Source organism: Microbulbifer sp. THAF38 (assembly GCF_009363535.1).
Lineage (GTDB): Bacteria > Pseudomonadota > Gammaproteobacteria > Pseudomonadales > Cellvibrionaceae > Microbulbifer.
Genome location: NZ_CP045369.1, coordinates 2,706,223 through 2,726,662, shown reverse-complemented (window position 1 = coordinate 2,726,662; position 20,440 = coordinate 2,706,223). Strand labels below are relative to the sequence as shown.

Sequence of the window (20,440 nt, the reverse complement as noted above, 5' to 3'; positions counted from 1 at the left end):
GTATGTCTACAGCAGTCGTAGAGAGCAAAGTACAGGAACTCTGTGAGCAGATCGCTCTTATGCTGAATGTTGATTCCGTTGATGCGGATACCCCTATTGCTGAGTTGGGTGTGGATTCTCTCAATATCGTAGAAGTGATATTGATTTGTGAGCAACTTTATCCTGGGGTAATGAGTCCAGAGAATCTGGTTTTTGATGAGCACACCACCCTAAGGGAAATGGATACACAGTTGCTCGAAAATTCAGCTGAGATGTAAGCCTATTTTAGGGAGTAGTCCATGTTTAAGAAAATGCTAACAATATTAATAAGCAGTCTTCTGATTGGTAACATTGTTGCCTGGTTTTCAGGGGCTGCTCCCATTGATTTTAAAAAGATCGAATATAGCAAAGAAGAAGTCGAGCAATTGGAGTTTTTGACTGCTGAGCTGAGTCAGGATCAATCTGATTCTGAATTGATGCTGCAGTTAGGGCAGATGTATAGCTATCACAATGAGATAAATAGAGCGGATGAGTTATTGGGTGCAGCCTACCAACAGGATCCCAATAATATGCTGATCAAAGCGACTTACTTCTCCAATGAGGGTAAGTTGGCCGGTGCTATGTTTGACCCGGCCATGGGGCTCTACAAACTTTATCGCCTACGTCAGGCGATGAGTCAGGTGGATGAAGCGGCGCTACAAGCCAGTTCTGACTTTAATGTTCGCCTGGTTCGGTTGCTGACTTTTTCTTTTGTCGGTGAAGTTAGCGGCCACTTTGATCGTGTTTTTGAAGATGAGGACTGGTTTATACCTTTAATTGAAAAAGATACCGATGCTTTTCCCACTGAGGTCAGGCAGCTCGTGTATCTTGCCTTGGCGAATGCCTATAGAGTGAAAGGTCAGGATAATCGTGAAGAACTCAATATCGCCTTGGACTATTTCCAGAAGGCAGAAAGCCTGGCTGAATGTCCGAATACCATGCAGGATGCCTGTAAGCAGTTGAGTCAAATGGTTGTTACTTTAGGCGAAGCTTGATGCTGGTTGAACTAGTCAACGTATCTAAACGTTATGCAATGGGTGATATCTGGGTAGATGCTCTTAAAGATATCACTCTCTCCCTTCAGAAAGGCGAGTTTCTTGCTGTGAAGGGGCCGAGTGGTAGTGGCAAGAGTACACTACTTAATATTTTGTCGGCTCTCGATCAGTGTGATTCCGGCACTGTTCAGGTTGGAGGCGTCAATATCGGTAATTTGGGTGAGCACAAGCGCTCAAAATTCCGTAACCGGCACATCGGCATTGTGTTTCAGTCCTTTAACCTGATACCGGTTTTAACAGCCCTGGAAAATGTAATGTATCCATTGACTCTCAGAGGCATGAAAGATGCAAAGCCAAGGGCTCTACAGGCACTGAAAGATGTTGGCCTTGAAAAACAGATTGGCCAGAGGCCAACACAATTATCCGGTGGTCAGATGCAGCGGGTAGCTATAGCCAGGGCGATTGTTACAAGACCTGATATCGTATTGGCCGATGAGCCCACCGCAAATCTTGATTCGAAAACCTCTGAAACGATTATGGCGTTGATACAGAAGTTAAATAAAGAGCAGGGAATTACTTTCGTTATTTCCACTCACGATGATTATGTCACCAGCTTGGCGTCTCGAGTTATTACTATTTTAGATGGCGAGTTGGTAAGCGATAGTTTCACTGATCAGTTACTGGCTAATCGGTATGAAAAGGTCAATAGTGCAAGATTGGAGACTGAGGTATGAAATTTCTTGCCCCACAGGTTGCTCTGAGAATATTTACTGCGATTCTTATACTGCTTGGCAGCCTTTCGGAGGCACTTGCTAATGAGTTTACGCCTCCTTCCGAGCTCCCATCTTCCAATATCGAAAGGGCTCGTTTGGTTGAGGCGTTAAATGAAGACTCCACGCCCGAGCAAATGAAAGTTGCCTATTTGGCTGAACTGGCGTTACTGACCTCCTCCAGCGATACGCGGGTTGAGCAAGTTGAATCCCTGGAAGAAAAAATGGCCCAATTAAAGCGCTCTTTAGATAATGATCCGGAATTGAGTGCCGCCCTGGGTTCGACGATTTCCTTTCGGTCCAGTTTCTATATCGATCAACTGGCAAAGCTTTCCTTATTTTCAAGGCGGGGAAATCGCATGATGGATAGAGCTGTAAAACAAGCGCCCTTTAACTTAGGTGCAAGACTGCAGCGGGGCATCAGTTGCGCGAATATGCCGGCCTTCCTAAAGCGCGCGCGTTATGCGGTGGAAGATCTGGAGCTGGTACAACAGCAAATTGGTGGTAAATACGGTGAAGAGTTTCAAGCATTCGTCGAGTTCTATCTTGCACAGGCTTATGAGCGCAATGAACAGACAGATCAAGCCAAAGAACTCTGGGGAAAACTGACAGGTTCTGAAACGGATTGGGCGCAGAAGTCTCGCCAAGCCCTGGAGAAACTGTAGTTATGATCTTGGGTTGGAAGGTAGCGCTGTTAAATATTTTAAGAAATGGTCGACGCAGCTTGATTACCCTGGCTGCGGTTATTTTCGGCTGTACCAGCCTGATTGTGTTCGGCGGTTTCGTGCAATCGATGTATGACGGCATGCGAGAAAGTATGATCCGCTCGCAACTGGGTCATATTCAGATCTATGCAGAGGGCTACAACCAGTATGGCAAAGCTGAACCAGAGAAGTACCTGATTCCCTCCGACAAGCTTGAGCAGATTACCCAGGTGATCGAAGAGCAGACCCAGGCATTGGTTGTTGCCCCGCGATTGAATTTCAATGGCCTCCTTAGTGATGGAAAGCAATCTATTGCGATAACGGGCATTGGTGTCGATGCGGAAAAAGAAGTACTGCTTTCCTCCGCAATCCATATCGTTGAAGGCGAAGACCTGTTTCCTGAGGATGTAGCTGCTGCACATCTGGGTGAGGGGTTGTTCAACTCCCTGGACGCTCAGGTAGGGGATTATCTAACCCTGCTAGCGAGCACTCAGGACGGAGCGATAAATGCCGTAGATATTCAGATAGCCGGAGTTGTGACCACCGGTGTGAAGGAGCTGGATGATCGCTTACTTAGGATTAATTTGCCTCTTGCTCAGGAATTGCTTTACACCTCGGATTTAACCCGATTGGTGGTCTTGCTTGAAGAAACAGAAATGACTGATGCGGCTGTTGGTACCTTGCGCAAGGTGTTTCGGGAGCAGGATCTGGGACTGGAGTTGAGAAGCTGGTGGGATCTAGCTTCTTATTATCACCAAGTTGTGGGTCTATTTAATGGTGTGTTCGGTTTTATCACCGTTATTGTCCTGGTGATTGTAGCATTAAGCATTTCCAATACCATGCTGATGGCAGTGATGGAGCGTACCCGAGAGATTGGGACAATTCGGGCCATGGGCGGCACGCCGACTCAGGTGGTTGGATTGATTCTTTTGGAGTCGGTATTTTTAGGTATTATTGGCAGCCTTTTAGGTCTGCTTTTCGGGATTCTAGCAGCAAAAGGTATCACCTATGCCGAGTGGATGATGCCTCGTCCACCGGGTAGTACTCAGGATTACCCCATAAGGATATTTGTGGTTACTGAGATTCTGATAAAGACCTTTTTTCTGGGGTTTTTAATCTCTCTGATTTCCAGTGTTTATCCAGCGGTAAAGGCTTCCAGAATACCGGTGGTTAATGCGCTGCGATTTACTTGATAGCGATGCAAATAGTTTATAGGCATTGGGTGTAGTGATGAAAAAAGGCCGCTTTAGTTTTATCGTTGGGCTGTTGTTGACTCTCAGCGTATCTGCAAGAGCCGAAGTAACGGCGGAATCCTTGGTCAATCGATTGGATGAAGTGAGGGGCTACAGGGATCAGGGCTTCGTCTTTGATATCACTAATATCAGCTATAAAAAAGATAAAGAACCTCGAACCAATACTCTCAATGTCAAAGTATTCAATGATAAGTCTTTGATTCGCTTTGAGTCTCCCGCCCGTGAGAAAGGCCGGGCTATGCTGAAAGAAGATGCCAATATGTGGCTTTATATTCCCGGCACCCGCCGAGTTATCCGCATAGCACCCTCCCAGCGTCTGATTGGAGAAACCAGCAATGGGGACGTTGTAGGTACTAATTTCTCCAGGGATTACCGTGCGGAAATTATCGGAGAGGAGACACTTGAGGGGCAGGACTACTGGTTGTTGGAGTTAATCTCTACCGCTTCCGGTGTAGCTTATGCCAAAGTAAAAGTGTGGATGGCAAAATCGGAAGGTAACCAGCCCTTCAAGAGCGAATTTTACTCCAGGTCAGACCGCCTTCTAAAAACTGCTTTCTACAAAGAATTCAAGAACTATGACGGAGCGCTTAAGTTACATAAGCTTCTTCTGGTTGATGCCTTAATGCAGGATAACTATACCTGGATGAAATTTGATGATTACCGTCTTGAAGAGCTAGACCAGGCCATTTTCCAAAAGGCATCCCTGGGTAAATTGAATTAATAGATAGAGATATCATGGCGACTCTTAGTCTGGCTCGGCATAAATTGGTTATTTTTTTAGGTCTCGCCTCAGTGGCTCCCCTGGCTATCGCACAGGAGTATGAAGATCCATTTTCTAATGATTCTTCTGAAGCTTCTCAGTCGGAAGAGATTGTCAGCAATAGCCCAGAAAATACCATTTCCTGGAATTTTGATGCCTCTGCTATTGCCTACCAACAGCAGAATAGTGTGCGAAAAGACCAATATTTCAACCCTGGAAGCCTAGTGTTTAGCGAAAGGGAATCCATATTGGCATTGGACTTAAGTAGCGGGTTTTCGACGGGGTCCTATCTTTCGGCTTATACCCGCCTAGCTCTTGTGCAGGATTACCAGGTGGATGAGACTGGTGACTCTGCAGATGAGTTTAATGCGTATTTATTGGAAGGGTATTTATCCTCGTATACTCCTAGTCGACGTTTCGGTATCAATGTTGGCCGTATAAAACCCCAATGGAGCAATGGTTACAATTGGTCGCCTGCCAATTTACTCAAGCCTGTTTATGATCGCCCAAATCTGGATACGGACGACCTGACCCAACAACAGGGCTGGGATATGGCGCACCTAGATTTCCGTTACGGTGACTGGAACGCGGGTATTTATTTTGCCGAGGTAGAAGATAACCTGGACCGAAGTCTGGACCATCCTTTTGCTGAAAATGATTACCAGTATGCATTGGTTCTCAATCGGGAGGGAGATTTAGATACCAGCTTAGTATTACACCAACTGGAGGGGGGAGATCTCAATGCAGCCCTGGGTTTTAGCGCGCTGGCACGAGATAATATTACCCTGCGATTTGAGGGGGCCTGGGAGCAACAGCGAGAACTGCCGTTGGCCAGTGATATCTCCTATGTAGAGTTACAGAATCGTGGTTACCTGAAAGCCGTTTTAGGGGCCCAGGTGAGCCTAGATGGTGGTTGGGATATTACGGCGGAATATCTTTACAACGAACACGGCTATGAGGCCGAAGAGTGGGATCAGGTAATAGATCAAGTAGATCTGGCTAAACAGGGATTACAATCCTCTGAGGCATTTGCTGCTTTTAATTTTCTAATTGACAGTTACGGCTTATTAAAGGTGGGGCAGCTGCGACGGGAATACTTGTTCTTTATGTGGGGCAATACCCGGGTTGAACGTAAGTTCCAGTATCGACAGAGCATTCAATATAATATCGACGATCAGAGTCAGTACCACAACTTGGAGTTTATCCAAAACTGGACCGAGCACTTTAGCACTAGGCTTCAGGCTCAAGTATTCAGTGGCTGTGATAGCTGTGAATTTGGTTTGATCCCTAGTGAGCATCTACTTCGTTTGAGTTTCTACTACGATTTTTAGCTGGGGAAATGGATTGTTCTAAAGCGCGGTTAGTTATTTCCCGCAAGGAAAGCCTCATATTTTTTCGCTTTCTCCAGATCACCGGATTCTCGATTAATTGAGATTAAAGCCTGAAGTATGTCTACTGAAGTAGGAAACTGCTCGAATCCCTTTTCAAGTATTGCCAAAGCTTGAGTCGGGTTGTCTGCGGAATGTAGTGCAATCGCATAGACATAGATATAGCGGCTATCGGTTTCTTTAGCTTCAGCAGCTTTCTTGAGATAGCTAATGGCCTCTGAGTGAAGGCCTTGTCGTATTAAAGATAGTCCCAGGGAATGATGTATTGCTGCATTTCCCTGAGCCCTGCCCAAAGCCTTACGCAATGTGTTTTCACTCTCTTTTTCTCTTCCCTCTGCTCGATAGAGGTCTGCAAGATTGATATAGGCCGGTGTGTAGTCGGGTGCTTTTTTTATTGCTCGACGATAGAAAGCCTCTGCCTGGTGAATGTTGCCTCTCTGTCGGTGTAGTCCTGCCAGGTTAGCCAGAGATTCGGGGCGGTCACTGTTAAAATGCTCCGAGGCAACATATTCCCGAAGTGCCAGAGAGAATTGCTGACGAACAGGCTCGGAATAATTTTCCATGGAGAATGCGGCCAGGGCATTGGCGGCCAGTGAGCGGGTAACACGTTCTGGCTCGTAGAGTAGAGGTATCCCAAGGGGAGGGCGCAATGGTTCAGGTATTCTATCCAGTGACTGGGCCAAGGCCAAACTGAGAAGAGGCTGATCTCCCTGGGCTATAGACTGCAATAGTTGGACAGAATGGCGAGAGAGATATTGGGGGAGCAGAGTTATCGCCGTAGCCCTGGCGATTGTTGGCTGCTGAGAATCAATGATCAGTTCGCTCAACTTCCCTTCTGCATCAACCTGTCCTGAAAAACCTGCATATAAGGCTTCGCCAAAGTGAGTTCTCTCTGGGGGACCAAACCGGTCACGCAGTATCTCTGCAGCCCATTGATTGCTTTTACCCTTGTGGCAATTGGTACAGGCATTGGGTGTCTTTATTTGGTCGGAGAGGTCAGGTCGTGGGATTCGAAAACTGTGGTCGCGACGGCTGTCTATCAGCATATAATTCTTTGCTGGCATATGACAGCTGACACATCTGGCACCGGGGCTGTTTACTGGGTGTAGATGGTGCTCTGTTTGTGCAAATTTTCCTGGAAGATGGCACTGAGCGCAAATCCCATCACCATTACTTCGCAACTGTAAACCATGTGGCTCGTGGCAATTGCTACAGGTGACACCTGCAGCATACATTTTACTTTGTAGGAATGAGCCATAAACGTAGACTTCTTCGTTAATCTGACCATCGACATGATAGAGAGGCGGCTGTAACAGGGCAGGATTGTAGTGGTCCAAAAATTGACTCCCTGGAACTGCGCCAGGTAAAAAAGTCGCACGCCTGGAATGACACTGTGCACAGATTTGCATTTCAGTGGAAGTTTTTGCTGCTTTGATAGAAGCGATTCCACTGTCAAGATTCATTTTCCAGTTGTTTATATTAACCTTCTGTAACTCAATGGAAAAACCAAAATTTTCGAGGTTTGGCTGTTGACCATAAGCCCACTCAAGATGCTTTGAGGCTGGTCCATGACAGGACTCACAAGCAACATTCATTTCGGACCAACTGGTTTGAAATGTATCTGTATTGAGATCATAATTTTTTTGTAGATTGGTGGAGTGGCAATCAGCACACATAAAGTTCCAGTTTTGGTTATTGCCACTCCAATGTAGGGAGTCTGAATGGTCGATAATCTCATCGGGATATAAATGAAACCAGCGTTGCCCACCATCTGCTTTAGGGCGACTGTCCCAAGCGATACTGAGAGCCTGCAGCCTCCCTCCCGGAAATTGAATCAGGTATTGCTGTAGTGGGGCCACACCAAAGGTAAAAGCAATCGGAAACTCTTCCAGATTACCCTCCATACCTTCGGTCTCAACATAATAGGTTCCCTCCCTTTTATAAAAGGTTGTAGTTATACCCCTGTAGGTGAAAGTGGAATTGTTGAAGTTACCAAGCACGCTCTCCTCACTCGCTGACCGCATAGCATGTGCGTGGTGAGAACCCTCCCACGCGGTGCTTTCTTTCTGGTGACAGCCGCTACAAGAAGTAGATCCGCTATACGTCGGCACTTCAATACTCAGATGATTTTGCTGCAGGCTTACCGCTGAAGAAACTTTACTGTCATCAGGCTCATCTGCTACCGGCGTGGCATCCTTGTCTCTAGAACAACCTGCTAAAAGCAGCAGACTGACGAGAGCTATCAGGCTGGAATTCCTGCCAGCTATATTTATCATGACTTTTAAGTTGCCTTGGATTTCTTAAAGTTTTGGTCTGTGCCTACTGAGTCCAAATTAGTTCATTCTGCGACAAAAGTTACAATTTTCATTATTGAGAAACACATATGCCAACGGTTAGTTTTATACGGTATTTAATCCCCTTACTTCTAGTTTCTCTGATAAATATCTGCCTTACCGCTAAGGCTATGAGTGCAGAGCTTCCGTCATGGAATAACACTGCGACAAAATCTGCCATTGTGGAATTTGTAAATAAAGTTACGCAGGGTGGCAGTCCAGACTTTGTCCCTCCTGAACAACGTATCGCGGTATTCGATAACGATGGGACTCTATGGGCGGAAAAACCTGCCTACTTTCAATTACTCTTCGCTATAGATGAGATAAAACGACTAGCACCAGAACACCCGGAATGGCAGAAGGAACAGCCTTATGCCGCAATTCTTAACGAAGATATTTCCAGCCTATTAGCTCAGGGGAAGGTTGGAATAGAGAAAATGGTGGGTGTCACTCATGTCGGAGTAGAAGGTTCAGAGTTTAATAAGATTGTCACTTCCTGGCTTTCTACTGCGAAGAACCCACTCACTGATAAGCGGTATCGCGATATGGTTTATCAGCCAATGCGAGAGCTTTTGGATTACCTGCGGGATAAGGGGTTTAAAACTTTTATTTCCTCTGGTGGTAGTGCCGATTTTATCAGAGTGTTTTCTTATGATTTATATGGTATTCCACCAGAGCAGGTGATAGGTAGTCGTTTAAAGTTACGTTATGAGAATACTGATGGTCATCCTCGCGTTCTTACAACGGATAAAGTTGAATTTTTGAACGATAGAAAAGGTAAACCTATTGGTATCAAACAGGTTATTGGTCATCGCCCAATTTTTGTGGCTGGTAACTCAGATGGAGACCTGCAGATGCTGGAATGGTCTACCACCGGCAAAGGGCCACGTTTTGGTATGCTGATACATCATACTGATGGTAAGAGGGAGTGGGCTTATGATCGTAACTCCAGTGTCGGATACCTGGATAAAGCTCTCTTAGCTGCCAAAACTCATGGCTGGACCGTGGTCGATATGGCGAAGGACTGGAGTATCATTTTTCCGAAGGTAAAGTCTCCTAGCCCGGGAAAGGAGACTCAAAAAGAGCCCGCGCTCAATGATGGCTGATTCTTCCTGACCGATTTCTCGTTCTTTTTTACTTTTGAGTTTGGTAGTGAGCAATTATCGACGACTTTGATAAGTATGCTCTAGTCTTGTTGTATTCCTCTCGAGAGGAATCTTAGCTTGATATTTTGGCGTTAATTCCAGTGGTTAATATTCTGAATGTCAGAAATATTTTATTTATCGTTATCTGCATTTTAATCGATCGTTAAGTGATTTATGAGACCCATCATGCACTCATTTATGCAGGTTCTAAGCCGCTTAGTCATTTGTGCCGTTGCGTTATGCTTTCTTCATTGGCAGGTTATTGCACAGCCACAGCCACAGCCACAGCCACAGCCACAGCCACAGCCACAGCCACAGCCACAGCCACAGCCACAGCCACAGCCAGATCAATATCAGGAGCAAGAACAGGGGCAACTCCAAGTCCAGACACAGCAGCCGGTTCAGACCCCCACCTCTACAAAGCCCAATATCCTGGTGATTTGGGGGGATGATATCGGTATATGGAATATCAGTTTTAACAACCGAGGCATGATGGGCTATGCCACGCCAAATATTGATCGGTTGGCCGTTGAGGGGCTGTCATTCACTGACTATTACGGTCAACAATCTTGTACGGCGGGCCGCGCAGCTTTCCTTGCAGGTAATGTCCCAGTGCGGACGGGAATGACCAAAGTTGGGCTTCCTGGGGCAAAGGAAGGCTGGCAGAAGAACGATGCGACAATCGCTACGGTGATGAAAAGTCTCGGTTACGTTACCGGACAGTTTGGTAAAAATCATCAGGGCGACAGGGATGAGCATTTACCAACCAACCATGGCTTTGATGAATTCTTTGGCAATCTCTACCACCTGAATGCAGAGGAGGAGCCAGAGAATCGTGATTACCCCAAAGACCCTGAATTTCGGAAAAAATTTGGCCCACGTGGCGTGATCAAATCTTATGCCGGTGGCCCTATCGAGGATACCGGCCCACTAACCAAAAAGCGTATGGAGACTATTGATGATGAAACGCTTGCTGCTGCTATCGATTTTATAGAGCGTGCTCATCAAGCGGGAAAACCTTTTTTTGTTTGGTGGAATGCCACTCGCATGCATTTTCGTACTCATGTGCGTGAAGAACACAAAAACCTGGCGGGCCCTAACAGCAATGAGTATATGGATGGCATGGTGGAGCATGATATTTTAGTGGGTAAGTTACTGAGCCTGCTGGACCGCCTGAAAATTTCTGATAATACCATTGTGTTTTATTCCACAGACAACGGTCCACACTTCAATACTTGGCCTGATGCCGCTACAACCCCTTTTCGCAGTGAGAAGAACTCTAATTGGGAGGGGGCCTATCGAGTGCCCGCCTTTGTGCGCTGGCCCGGTAAATTTCCCGCGGGAACCACATTAACTGGTATTGTTTCACACGAGGACTGGCTGCCAACACTGGCTGCTGCCGCTGGAAATCCCAATATCAAAAATCAGCTTAAGCAGGGTGTGGAACTGAACGGTCGCCAATACCGCAATTATGTGGATGGCTACAATATGATGGATTACTTTTCTGGTAAGGCCAAGCTATCGCCGAGGAAGGAATTTATTTATGTCAATGATGATGGTCAGATAGTAGCTATGCGCTATGAGCCCTGGAAAGCTATTTTCCTGGAAAATCGTGGTAAGGGCTTTGAAGTTTGGCGTGAACCTTTTACGGAATTACGAGTTCCCCTTCTATTCAACTTGCGCCAAGACCCCTTCGAGAAAGCTCAGCATAATTCCAATACCTATAATGACTGGTTTATTGATCGTGCATTTGTACTGGTTCCTATGCAGCAGCTTGCCACAAAGTTCCTAAAAACCATGAAAGAGTATCCTCCTAGCCAAGTGCCAGGTTCTTTCAATCTGGAAAAAGTACAGAAGCAGCTTGAAGCTGGTGCATCGGGCAGTAACTGATTTATTGGTATATTAAATAGGGGAAGAGCTATGAAAAGGCTACATATTGCGCTATCAACAGATAATATCGAAGAAACGGTTCAGGATTATAGCGCTCGCCTGAACTGCAAGCCCTGCGCCCATGTCTCTGGCGAATATGCTCTGTGGAGAACTGACAGTTTAAATCTGTCTATTCGTAAGGACTCAAAGTGCAAGCCCGGAACTCTCAGGCATTTGGGTTGGGAAGACCCAAGCGCAACCGCTTTTACTCAGGATAAAGATGTCAATGGCATTGTCTGGGAGCGTTTTAATGCAAAGCAACAAGCAGAGGAAATTAATAATGCTTGGAGTAATGCGAGTTATCAAGTTGATTAGGAAAGTTTGGTTTTTCTCGATAACTGGCTAGCAGTTATCGCAATGATTTTTGCGCATTCAATTGGCTTCGCTTGTGCAATAAAATGCCCGCCCGGCAGCTGGATAACTTCTAGCCTCTCGAATTTAGAAGCTAATTGTTTTAATGCCTTCTTGCCTACAAGACGATCCTTGTTCGGACTAATATAGATTACGGCCAGGTTGAGCTTATCAATAGGGCTATTTATTTCTGCAATATTTTCAAATCGATATTTAAACTTTTCTCTATCTGTTGTTTTTATTGAATGGAGAATTCTTTGAATTTTCTCTTTGGCGGCATGACCGTTGAAGCCATAATGATTGATTATCCAGTAATTGATGCGGTTGGACTTGATTAATTTTATAGGGAATAACTTTGCGAATCTGGATATAAATGATGGTGAAGAGATGAAGCTGGCAATAAAAATGATACCTTTAACTCGATTTTTAGCCAGTTTGTATAGTTCATAAGCAAGTTTGCCTGAATAAGACTCCGCTACTAAAAGTAGATTTTCATCTTTCATCAACCTGTTAAATAACTCTGCTTGTTCATAATAAGTCTTACTGGGTAGCTTTGAATGTGAAGTTATCTGAATTTTTAATGGCTTTGGTAGTGCCTTGATTAGGTTTTTAAATGATATTTTAGTGCCATCAAAGCCTGGTAAGAATAAAATTTTTAAATTTGTCCCCTATTGCTAATGCCTACACTTGATATTAGTTTTTTTATTTTGCCATATTTAATTGGCATAATTTGACTCTATATATCTACACTTTTAGTATTTGTAGGTTGTACGGTTCTTGACTCATTTTTCTGGTTCTATCGTACCTTGTTGCGAGTTGTTAGCTGTCGAATTAGCTTAATAGCTTATTAAGCATGTATAGTGTTGCAGCACCTTTTCAGGTGGGTTGATATATAAATTTTATAAATGGAATTTGCTGGTATGTATAAAACTATACTATTAATAGGGTTTTCGGCTCTATGGTTGCCTTTGAAGTCATTAAGTGCAACTACAGTTCCCCAGGAGGCGGAGGTTTTGTTTAAGCAGGCTGTTTCTTCAGATACGGTTCCTGGCATCAGTGTGGCTGTTGGAGATATTGACGGTATTCAATGGGCTAGAGGATTTGGTTACTCAGATCTTGAGTCTAAAGTCCCTATGAGCAAAAAAACAAAACTCCGTATTGGTAGCATCTCCAAGGTCATGACTGCTGCTGCACTGATGCGCTTGGTGGAGCAGGGAGTTATTAATCTGGATACAGATGTTAGGTTGTTGGTGCCAGAATGGCCTGAAACCCATCTACCGATAAGCTTGCGTCAGTTAACCAACCATACCTCTGGAATTCGCGACTACATTATTCCGCATGAATTTCTCTCGAATGTGCAATACAACAATACTTTAGAAGCGTTGAATATTTTTAAGGATGATCCTTTGCTTTTTATTCCTGGATCGGATCAGAGCTATTCTACTTACGGTTGGACTCTTCTAAGTGCGGCAATGGAGTCAGCAAAAGGGAAAACCTTTAGGGAGATAGTTAGTTCTGAAGTTTTTGAGCCTCTAGGGCTGAAGAGAACTACCTTTGATGATGCGGCGCCAATTATCCCAAGAAGGCAGGGCGCCTATTCATTTTTTACAGGTGAGCTTATAAATTCTCCAGAGGTGAATAGTAGCTATAAGTATGCTGGAGGTGGAATATTATCTACGCCAAAAGATGTAGTGAAATTTGCGCTTTCTCATCTGAAGCCTGGTTATCTGCAGGATGAATCCATCCAAGCGTTATTTACTCAGTCTAAGCTTTCAGATGGAACGGAAACAAATATCGGCATTGGTTGGTTTCTTGGTTCACAGGATTTTTTGGCTGGATATGATACGGAAGAATTTGAGGATATAAGGCGCATCCTCAGGAAGCACCCCAATTTGTTTTATCATACAGGTCTTAGTATAGGTAGTACTAGCGTTCTTATGCTGTGCCCGGATCACCAGCGTGCCGTGACTGTTATTAAGAACGTCGATTTGGAGTCTAGTGCAGATTTAATTGTTCTTTCTTTAAAAACGTTGGAAATTTTCCATCGAGACTAGTCGATGAAATAATCTGTTGTGGTTCAGGCTTGATCTGGTAGCTGTAGCTTTCTATCCGATCAGGCTTGGATCATGAAATCAGCCCCCCCTCCCCGCATATAGCGGGTTGTTGTTGATTTCATAATACAGGATATTGTTGTCCAAGTTGGCTAGGGAAGTGGTTGAGGGAAAGCTAGGATGAAAATAATAATTAAGTAGTGCCACAGTTTTTAAATGATGCTGAGTTCTCATCGTTTTGTAAGGCTTGCCTAATAATAATTTACCGGATGTTTGGCGGTCTTTCCTTTGGGTTAGGTTGATTAGATTTATGTCTGGAGTGATTATAGCCAAGGTGCTTGAAGTGTAGCGTGTAATCGTACTTTAAAGCTGATATTTGACGTGCTCAGAATATTTACAGAGAAGACATTGAGATGGGCTAGGTTTACCCCTAAGCCGGACAGTATGTTGAATTTGTGTCTGGATCTTGTAGCCTGTGCTAGCTAAGAATGCATGTGCGACAGTTTTTAAATTAGTTTTTTAATTCTGGCCGTATTTTTCTGGGAGGTTGTGATGTTAAAAATTTTGGATGTAGATATAGTCAATGCCCTTGCTTTTAGAGTCTCCGGCAGTATCACGGAAAGCGATGTGTCGAAAGCTTTAGAGATGGCTAAGTAGCTGGGCAAGCAATACGAAAATATCACTATACATGAAGTAATAGAATCCTTTAAGGGGGTTTGAGTTCTCGGCAATAATAGAGAAATTCAAGCCTAGATTCTCACAATAACCGACACACTTGGCGATAGCGAAGGAGGCCAGCTGGTTGTAGGCTAGTAAGCTTCCACACAAACAAGCCAGGAACCTCATGGGAACCCGTACCAACCAGCTGACCTTGAAAGAACGATACCAGATTGAGGTCCTTAATGGGCAGAACTATTCAGCCCGAGCCATTGGACTACGCCTCAATAGATCCAATAAGACCATCTCTCGTGAGCTTGGTCGTTACAGCCCTTACTGTGCCGAGAGTGCCCACCGTCAGGCACTGCAACGACGGCACGGAGCTATTAAACATACCAAGCTCGACTTTGCCATGCAGGTACAAATCGACCACCAGCTGAAAAATGCAAGTCCTGAACAAATCGCTGGGCGAATGCAGCTTGAGAGGTGTGCGAAAACGGTTAGTTGTTCAACAATTTACCGCTGGGTCAGTCGACTTAACTGGAGGTCACGTCTGCCAAGGAAAGCCAAACCTTATCAGAAACGGGCAGGTTCCGAGGCAGGCGTAAAGCTTATTCCAGAGCGCATAGATATTGATCAAAGACCTGCGATTGTCGATGAAAACACTGAGATCGGTCACTGGGAAGGCGATACAGTTTATGGTCAAGATGGCTATCTGGTGACACTGGTTGAACGAGTTTCCAAATTATTGCTCACTCGCAGAGTCCCAAATAAGAGCAAGAAAACAGTGAGCCGGGCGATCAAGCAGATGTTGAAGCCATATCAGGCCATCTGTAAAACCATCACCTTCGATAATGGAGGAGAATTTGCAGGTCATCAATCGATTGCGCAGAAGCTAGGATGCAGAATATATTTTGCGAAACCTTACCACTCTTGGGAACGCGGGCTGAACGAAAACACTAATGGCCTTTTGAGGCGCTTCTTCCCAAAAGGAGTGGAAATTGGCAAGATACCAAAAAGCCGTATTGATGACGCAGTGTTTCGAATCAATACTCGACCTAGGAAAGTACTAAATTACTTGAGCCCGCTGGAATTTTTGGCGGGTAAACGTGTGTCACTTATGTTGGCAATCTAGGAAGTACCTAGCTGACGTAGGTATCTCCAATATTTCTGCAGCTGCTATTTTAACGGATAAACGATGGTTGCAGAAAATTGTAAGGGTTGAAGATAAGATATTTAGAAATATGGATATCCGGTGCCTTTCTTTAGACCAACGTGAGGAAGCCATACAGTTTCTTAAGCATTATGCTCCAGAAAATATGGATTAGAGCAAAACGGGGTTCCTAAGGAATTTTTTCTCATTTTGAGGCTCAAAGCAACGATCTCATGAGCAGGAACGGACTATTCTTGGTTTCAGGTTGAGCAATGGTCAGTTGCTATCAAACACTGCTTAATAGTAGATAGATTTTAAGTCAATCAATAATGAGGAAATAACGGGGCTGCTATGGTCGTTGAACAGATTTCAGGCTTTGATTTGGTGGGGCTTTGCACAAGGACTAAGAATGAGAATGAGGCGGATGCTTCTACAGCACAAATAGCCCCTTTATGGGAGAAGTTTAGTGCTGAGGCGGCGCCCAAGTTTAGGGGAACCCCTCAGGTTTATGGGGTATACACCAACTACGAGTCAGACCATAGCGGGATGTTCGATGTCTATGCTTGCTCTGATCTGCTTTCAACAGATATGTCTGAGGACTTTAAGTCGATACATGTGGAGTCTGGTAAGTACCTGGTGTTTTCAGCTCAGGGGGAAATGCCACAGGCGGTTATCAATTTATGGGGTGAAGTATGGAATTACTTCTCCTCACCGGAATGCCCTCACGAACGTGCTTACACCACAGACTTTGAACACTATGTGGGCGCGAATGAGATAAGAGTCGCCATCTCTATCAAATAACTCTTAAGGGGCCTTTAATGGCCTTTTGGCTAAAGGGCCATTAGCCTCTTCTCTGGCTTTTCATAAGGTCAATTGTCCAGTTGGCAGAGAGGCGGCTAAAAGACGATAAATGCCCAATAATAAGCGGCTAAAAGCACTGACCACCAAAAACGCTTAAAAAACATTCAACATCGGGCGGCGCTTCCAGATTCCTGGGTGGGTAAATGTCCTAATAGACAGCATGGTCACAATGGACAATTTCCGGCGTCATAATAGACAAGGCGATAAATACGGATTCCACTGACTTGCTTATTATTCCCTGGATGATGACGCCCCGCCTGTCGCCAATACGGTGCGATATTCCCGTCGAGAATACGTAGGGCTGGCTTTTACTCCCGCTCACATTTCTTTAGCTTTCCCACAGTAATTGATAAAACCACCCTGGAATTACGGGGCTTAGAGGTTGGTTCAGTTGGCTATTATCTACTCTGTTTCACCATCTGTTCTCCTAACCCTCTAAGAGAGGGAAAGCAGAGTTGCCTAAAAATTCTCCATTAAGAACCACTGTGAAAATCCAACTAGCATGATTGAAAGGTATTTTTCAGGCTCTCAAGGGAAGAGGGTAGGCCTTGTTATAATTCGGGACACTAAGTAGTCTTTAAACCCCTTAGACTGGCAGGAGACCGGTAGGTCTGTGCAAATTTCTGACTCTCTTTGCTTGTTTTAGTCAGACTGAAAGCTATTTGCGCAATATATCTTGTCCATCATCGCGGATTAAAAGCAGGTTTATGAGCAACAACGAAAAGCGCCCCCTGTATATTCCACATGCCGGCCCTTCCTTGCTGGAAATGCCACTATTGAACAAAGGCAGTGCATTCACCTTGGAAGAGCGGCTGGAGTTCAACTTGGCGGGTCTCTTGCCTAACAATGTTGAGACCATTGAGGAGCAGGCCCGGCGAGCTTATTACCAGTACCAGCACTGTAAGACTGACCTGGATAAGCACATCTTTTTGCGGGGCATCCAAGATGATAACGAAACCCTGTTCTTTTACCTGATCGAGCACCATATCGATGAAATGCTGCCGATCATCTATACCCCCACAGTCGGCGCAGCCTGTGAGGAATTTTCCAATATTTATCGCACCCACCGCGGACTGTTTATCCCCTATCCAGACCGCGAGTACATGGATGATATGTTGCGCAGTGCCACCAAAGAAAACGTCAAGGTTATTGTGGTTACCGATGGCGAGCGCATTCTCGGCCTAGGCGACCAGGGCATAGGTGGCATGGGAATTCCCATCGGCAAACTGTCTCTGTACACCGCCTGTGGTGGTATCAGCCCGGCTTATACGCTTCCCGTAACCCTGGATGTGGGCACCAACAACCGTACTCTCCTCAGTGATCCTATGTACATGGGCTGGCGACATGAGCGTGTTTCCCAGCAGGAGTACGATGAGTTTTTAGAGCAGTTTATTGAAGCGGTGAAGCGTCGCTGGCCCAAGGTGTTGGTGCAGTTTGAGGATTTTGCCCAGACCAATGCCATGCCTCTATTGCAGCGCTACCGGGATCAGCTCTGCTGTTTCAATGACGATATTCAGGGCACGGCCTCCGTTACGTTGGGGACTATTCTCGCCGCGTGTAAAACCTGGCAGGAGCCTCTCACAGCCCAGCGGGTTGTGATTGTCGGTGCGGGTTCCGCCGGTTGTGGTATTGCCGAGCAAGTGGTGTCTGCCATGGCGCAGGCGGGGCTCAGCGATGCGGATGCTCGCTCACGTATTTTTATGTTCGATCGCTATGGCTTGGTAACCTCGGATATGAAGGGCCTGCACGATTTCCAGGCGGCCCTGGCACAGCCCCCGAATATCTTCGAGGGCGTTGCCGAATCAGACTTGGAAAGCCTGATTGGCCAGATAAAACCCAGCATCCTTATCGGGGTTTCCGGTCAGGGTGGGTTATTTAATCAACAGGTGATTGAGGCCTTGCAAAAGGGCCACGAACGCCCGCTGGTCATGCCGCTATCAAATCCCACTTCCCGTGCGGAAGCGACACCTACAGAGATCTACACCTGGACCAAGGGGGAGGCACTGGTGGCCACCGGCAGTCCCTTTGCTGCGGTGGAAATCGATGGGCGCACTCACCCGGTGGCTCAGTGCAACAATGTTTATATCTTCCCCGGTATTGGCCTTGGAGTGATTGCTGCCAACGCCACCCGTGTGACGGATGGTATGCTGATGGCCGCCTCCAACGCTCTGGCAGAGCAAGCGCCTGTAGTGAAGGAAGGCAAGGGTGCACTTCTGCCGCACTTGGATAATATTCGAGAGGTGAGTATAGATATTGCCAGGGCTGTGGCTGCCCAGGCGCAGCTTGATGGGGTTGCCCCCAAAGTGAGCCATGAGCAGCTGGAGAAATCCCTAAAGCGCAATTTCTGGCATGCGAACTACCGCAGTTACCGCCGCCGCTCTTTCTAATATCATTTCCAAACCTTCGCAAACCGGGCCGCTTCTGCGGCCCGGCTTCTTTTAGGCAATCTGCTCGTTGCCGTAGATTGCCTCAGGCTGGCGCAGCACCAGATAATCTTCCCAAAGAAAACCTTTACTTAAAAACTCGATGGCAGATTTGGCTCCGGATACAAATAGATGTTCGCAATGCTCCCCTGGCATAGAGAAATCCAACCAGTGAGGGAGGCGGCCATTCGCCATTGGATCAATGGCGATTTCCTTGACTAAGGCATGGTACTCAGCATTCAGGCTTGCGCGTACATGGTTATCGAGCATATTGCGGCAAGTATTGACCAAGCCCATGGCAAAGCGCCCCATGGTATTGGATTTGGGTTGGTAATGATCTACCTCCAGTTTGACCCCCAAAGTGGGCAGTTTGGGTGTGCCATAGGGGTCATGAAAAATATCGAAAGGAAAATTGGATACCAGACCGCCATCGACAAACTCCACCTCCTGGGGAAAGCCGTGCTTGAAGAAGCGTCTGGGATTGCCGATACCCTTTATGTTGCGCCAGTTCTCCTCAATAGATTGGCACTGCTCCAACTGGGGAATATTTTTTACTGTATAAGGTTTGAAGAAGCCGGGCACCGACATGGATGCGCGCACATATTCGGCCGGGTTCACCGTATTTGGGTCACTGAAATAGAGCGGAGCTTTGGCTGGGAATACCGCGCGGGTCTCCGTAGTAATATCTGCGGCAACCAGGGCCACCTCTGCAATGCCAACCTCGGGATCGGGATTGCCTTGGTAAAACAACGTGGGGAACTGGTTGATGCGTTGGTATAACTGCGCGGTATCAGTGATACCCAGCTGACGCAACTCGTCTTGCAGCCAGTAGGTGAAGGTATCTCCGGGATTCAGGCCCTTGTCACGCAGCAGCTGCCGCAGGGTGCGCAGGGAGTCGAAAGGGTGTAGGGCCAGATTACTAAAGAATCCTCGGCCATTAAGTAGGCGCTGAACGGTCCTACGAGCAAAAAGTTCCCCATCTTCGAAACTGGCAAAGTCCGCCTTGGCCATAATCTCGAGAAGTTTCTCACTCTTGCGCAAGCCCGGGGTACCAGCGGCGGCTAAAAACAAGGCGTTGATAGCACCGGCCGATGTGCCCGCAATCTTGCGAAAGCGAATGCCGGCTAACTCCAGGATGTAGGTATAGCCTACCAGGGCAATCCCCAGCATGCCGCCACCCTCCATCACCAGATCCACATACTGGAACCCATTGGAATCCTGTACATCGCTAAATACCTTTCCCTCAACTTGAGGGCAGGCTTTATGCCAGAGAGTGTTTGCCTTTTGCAGGGCATCTGAGACCCAGTTTGCTTCCCCTATTTGGGTTTTCCCTTCTGTGTTAATTAATTCCATGTGTTCGAAAAAACTATGTGCGGTTATGTGGTTGAGGCAGGGTATCTGTCAGAATGAAATTTACCATAGAATGCTGTTTGCATTTAATGCTATCTACTAGAGTAAAACTTAATGCATTAAGCGAATGAGTTTCTCGTTGTAGTTGAGCTGGCCTAATTGATTGAGGAGATGGTGATTTAGCTGTCGGTTGACGTCAAGGGTGCGTTTAACACTTTTGTGGGCAATCAAGTGTTTTTGTAGTGAGTAATCAGTTAGCTACTTTGTGGGCAAGTTCACCGAGATACTAAAAAGGGGGA

At 46.1% G+C, this 20,440-nt stretch carries 18 protein-coding genes; 15 read left to right on the top strand and 3 right to left on the bottom strand.

What is annotated here, in order from left to right; genetic code table 11:
* The first annotated feature begins 2 nt into the window (after positions 1 to 2).
* From FIU95_RS11520 to FIU95_RS11490, 7 genes are read left to right on the top strand one after another with little or no spacing between them, the layout of a single operon-like run.
* Positions 3 to 257: an acyl carrier protein gene (locus FIU95_RS11520; protein WP_152453918.1), complete on the top strand. Its 255-nt coding sequence runs from the start codon at positions 3 to 5 to the stop codon at positions 255 to 257.
* Between the two features lie 21 nt (positions 258 to 278).
* Complete coding sequence (locus tag FIU95_RS11515) at positions 279 to 1,013, top strand: hypothetical protein (protein WP_152453916.1); 735 nt, start codon at positions 279 to 281, stop codon at positions 1,011 to 1,013.
* The gene (locus FIU95_RS11510) at positions 1,013 to 1,747 is read left to right on the top strand and encodes an ABC transporter ATP-binding protein (RefSeq protein ID WP_253868587.1); all 735 of its coding nucleotides are present in this window, start codon (positions 1,013 to 1,015) and stop codon (positions 1,745 to 1,747) included. Before FIU95_RS11515 ends, FIU95_RS11510 begins: the two co-directional genes overlap by 1 nt.
* Positions 1,744 to 2,448, top strand: a complete 705-nt coding sequence (locus FIU95_RS11505; protein ID WP_152453914.1) for a hypothetical protein — start codon at positions 1,744 to 1,746, stop codon at positions 2,446 to 2,448. The genes FIU95_RS11510 and FIU95_RS11505 overlap by 4 nt, the downstream gene beginning before the upstream one ends.
* A 2-nt stretch (positions 2,449 to 2,450) precedes the next feature.
* Complete coding sequence (locus FIU95_RS11500) at positions 2,451 to 3,680, top strand: FtsX-like permease family protein (RefSeq protein ID WP_152453912.1); 1,230 nt, start codon at positions 2,451 to 2,453, stop codon at positions 3,678 to 3,680.
* A 37-nt stretch (positions 3,681 to 3,717) separates the two neighbouring features.
* Entirely contained in the window at positions 3,718 to 4,461 is a 744-nt protein-coding gene (locus tag FIU95_RS11495) for an outer membrane lipoprotein-sorting protein (RefSeq protein ID WP_152453910.1), read from the top strand.
* 14 nt (positions 4,462 to 4,475) lie between these two features.
* Entirely contained in the window at positions 4,476 to 5,831 is a 1,356-nt protein-coding gene (locus FIU95_RS11490; protein WP_152453909.1) for a hypothetical protein, read from the top strand.
* 29 nt (positions 5,832 to 5,860) lie between these two features.
* Here FIU95_RS11490 and FIU95_RS11485 read toward each other — a convergent pair whose 3' ends face one another.
* Positions 5,861 to 8,164, bottom strand: coding sequence for a tetratricopeptide repeat protein (locus tag FIU95_RS11485; protein ID WP_152453907.1), 2,304 nt, complete (start codon positions 8,162 to 8,164; stop codon positions 5,861 to 5,863).
* Between the two features lie 188 nt (positions 8,165 to 8,352).
* Here FIU95_RS11485 and FIU95_RS11480 point away from each other — a divergent pair, with 188 nt between their 5' ends.
* The 3 genes from FIU95_RS11480 to FIU95_RS11465 all read left to right on the top strand — a co-directional run bounded on the left by FIU95_RS11480 (position 8,353) and on the right by FIU95_RS11465 (position 11,610).
* A complete protein-coding gene (locus FIU95_RS11480; protein ID WP_253868585.1) occupies positions 8,353 to 9,327 on the top strand; it encodes an HAD family phosphatase in 975 nt (324 codons plus the stop codon).
* A 225-nt stretch (positions 9,328 to 9,552) separates the two neighbouring features.
* Positions 9,553 to 11,256: an arylsulfatase gene (locus tag FIU95_RS11470; RefSeq protein WP_253868583.1), complete on the top strand. Its 1,704-nt coding sequence runs from the start codon at positions 9,553 to 9,555 to the stop codon at positions 11,254 to 11,256.
* A 30-nt stretch (positions 11,257 to 11,286) separates the two neighbouring features.
* Positions 11,287 to 11,610: a hypothetical protein gene (locus FIU95_RS11465; RefSeq protein ID WP_152453903.1), complete on the top strand. Its 324-nt coding sequence runs from the start codon at positions 11,287 to 11,289 to the stop codon at positions 11,608 to 11,610.
* Here FIU95_RS11465 and FIU95_RS11460 read toward each other — a convergent pair.
* The gene (locus tag FIU95_RS11460) at positions 11,607 to 12,149 is read right to left on the bottom strand and encodes an alpha/beta fold hydrolase (RefSeq protein WP_152453902.1); all 543 of its coding nucleotides are present in this window, start codon (positions 12,147 to 12,149) and stop codon (positions 11,607 to 11,609) included. The two genes, FIU95_RS11465 and FIU95_RS11460, sit on opposite strands and share 4 nt — an antisense overlap.
* Positions 12,150 to 12,566: 417 nt before the next feature.
* Here FIU95_RS11460 and FIU95_RS11455 point away from each other — a divergent pair, with 417 nt between their 5' ends.
* From FIU95_RS11455 to FIU95_RS11435, 5 genes are all read left to right on the top strand, one after another.
* Positions 12,567 to 13,700, top strand: coding sequence for a serine hydrolase (locus FIU95_RS11455; protein WP_172975384.1), 1,134 nt, complete (start codon positions 12,567 to 12,569; stop codon positions 13,698 to 13,700).
* Positions 13,701 to 14,541: 841 nt separating this feature from the next.
* Positions 14,542 to 15,489: an IS30 family transposase gene (locus FIU95_RS11450; RefSeq protein WP_152450975.1), complete on the top strand. Its 948-nt coding sequence runs from the start codon at positions 14,542 to 14,544 to the stop codon at positions 15,487 to 15,489.
* Positions 15,464 to 15,682 (top strand): STAS/SEC14 domain-containing protein, encoded by a 219-nt coding sequence (locus FIU95_RS21740; protein WP_152453898.1) that lies wholly within the window; start codon positions 15,464 to 15,466, stop codon positions 15,680 to 15,682. The genes FIU95_RS11450 and FIU95_RS21740 overlap by 26 nt, the downstream gene beginning before the upstream one ends.
* Before the next feature lie 176 nt (positions 15,683 to 15,858).
* Positions 15,859 to 16,308 carry a GyrI-like domain-containing protein gene (locus FIU95_RS11440; RefSeq protein ID WP_152453896.1) on the top strand — a complete coding sequence of 150 codons (450 nt, stop codon included), beginning with the start codon at positions 15,859 to 15,861 and terminating at the stop codon, positions 16,306 to 16,308.
* A 767-nt stretch (positions 16,309 to 17,075) separates the two neighbouring features.
* Positions 17,076 to 18,755 carry an NAD-dependent malic enzyme gene (locus FIU95_RS11435; protein ID WP_152453895.1) on the top strand — a complete coding sequence of 560 codons (1,680 nt, stop codon included), beginning with the start codon at positions 17,076 to 17,078 and terminating at the stop codon, positions 18,753 to 18,755.
* Between the two features lie 51 nt (positions 18,756 to 18,806).
* Here the strand turns inward: FIU95_RS11435 and FIU95_RS11430 are convergent, their stop codons facing one another.
* The gene (locus FIU95_RS11430; RefSeq protein ID WP_152453893.1) at positions 18,807 to 20,144 is read right to left on the bottom strand and encodes a patatin-like phospholipase family protein; all 1,338 of its coding nucleotides are present in this window, start codon (positions 20,142 to 20,144) and stop codon (positions 18,807 to 18,809) included.
* Positions 20,145 to 20,440: the final 296 nt, after the last annotated feature.

What these genes read in the sequence shown, in the direction of transcription:
- FIU95_RS11520 (WP_152453918.1), top strand. Translation starts at nt 3, where the DNA reads ATGTCTACAGCAGTCGTAGAGAGCAAAGTACAGGAACTCTGTGAGCAG.
- FIU95_RS11515 (WP_152453916.1), top strand. Translation starts at nt 279, where the DNA reads ATGTTTAAGAAAATGCTAACAATATTAATAAGCAGTCTTCTGATTGGT.
- FIU95_RS11510 (WP_253868587.1), top strand. Translation starts at nt 1,013, where the DNA reads ATGCTGGTTGAACTAGTCAACGTATCTAAACGTTATGCAATGGGTGAT.
- FIU95_RS11505 (WP_152453914.1), top strand. Translation starts at nt 1,744, where the DNA reads ATGAAATTTCTTGCCCCACAGGTTGCTCTGAGAATATTTACTGCGATT.
- FIU95_RS11500 (WP_152453912.1), top strand. Translation starts at nt 2,451, where the DNA reads ATGATCTTGGGTTGGAAGGTAGCGCTGTTAAATATTTTAAGAAATGGT.
- FIU95_RS11495 (WP_152453910.1), top strand. Translation starts at nt 3,718, where the DNA reads ATGAAAAAAGGCCGCTTTAGTTTTATCGTTGGGCTGTTGTTGACTCTC.
- FIU95_RS11490 (WP_152453909.1), top strand. Translation starts at nt 4,476, where the DNA reads ATGGCGACTCTTAGTCTGGCTCGGCATAAATTGGTTATTTTTTTAGGT.
- FIU95_RS11485 (WP_152453907.1), bottom strand. Translation starts at nt 8,164, where the DNA reads ATGATAAATATAGCTGGCAGGAATTCCAGCCTGATAGCTCTCGTCAGT.
- FIU95_RS11480 (WP_253868585.1), top strand. Translation starts at nt 8,353, where the DNA reads ATGAGTGCAGAGCTTCCGTCATGGAATAACACTGCGACAAAATCTGCC.
- FIU95_RS11470 (WP_253868583.1), top strand. Translation starts at nt 9,553, where the DNA reads ATGCACTCATTTATGCAGGTTCTAAGCCGCTTAGTCATTTGTGCCGTT.
- FIU95_RS11465 (WP_152453903.1), top strand. Translation starts at nt 11,287, where the DNA reads ATGAAAAGGCTACATATTGCGCTATCAACAGATAATATCGAAGAAACG.
- FIU95_RS11460 (WP_152453902.1), bottom strand. Translation starts at nt 12,149, where the DNA reads ATGAAAGATGAAAATCTACTTTTAGTAGCGGAGTCTTATTCAGGCAAA.
- FIU95_RS11455 (WP_172975384.1), top strand. Translation starts at nt 12,567, where the DNA reads ATGTATAAAACTATACTATTAATAGGGTTTTCGGCTCTATGGTTGCCT.
- FIU95_RS11450 (WP_152450975.1), top strand. Translation starts at nt 14,542, where the DNA reads ATGGGAACCCGTACCAACCAGCTGACCTTGAAAGAACGATACCAGATT.
- FIU95_RS11440 (WP_152453896.1), top strand. Translation starts at nt 15,859, where the DNA reads ATGGTCGTTGAACAGATTTCAGGCTTTGATTTGGTGGGGCTTTGCACA.
- FIU95_RS11435 (WP_152453895.1), top strand. Translation starts at nt 17,076, where the DNA reads ATGAGCAACAACGAAAAGCGCCCCCTGTATATTCCACATGCCGGCCCT.
- FIU95_RS11430 (WP_152453893.1), bottom strand. Translation starts at nt 20,144, where the DNA reads ATGGAATTAATTAACACAGAAGGGAAAACCCAAATAGGGGAAGCAAAC.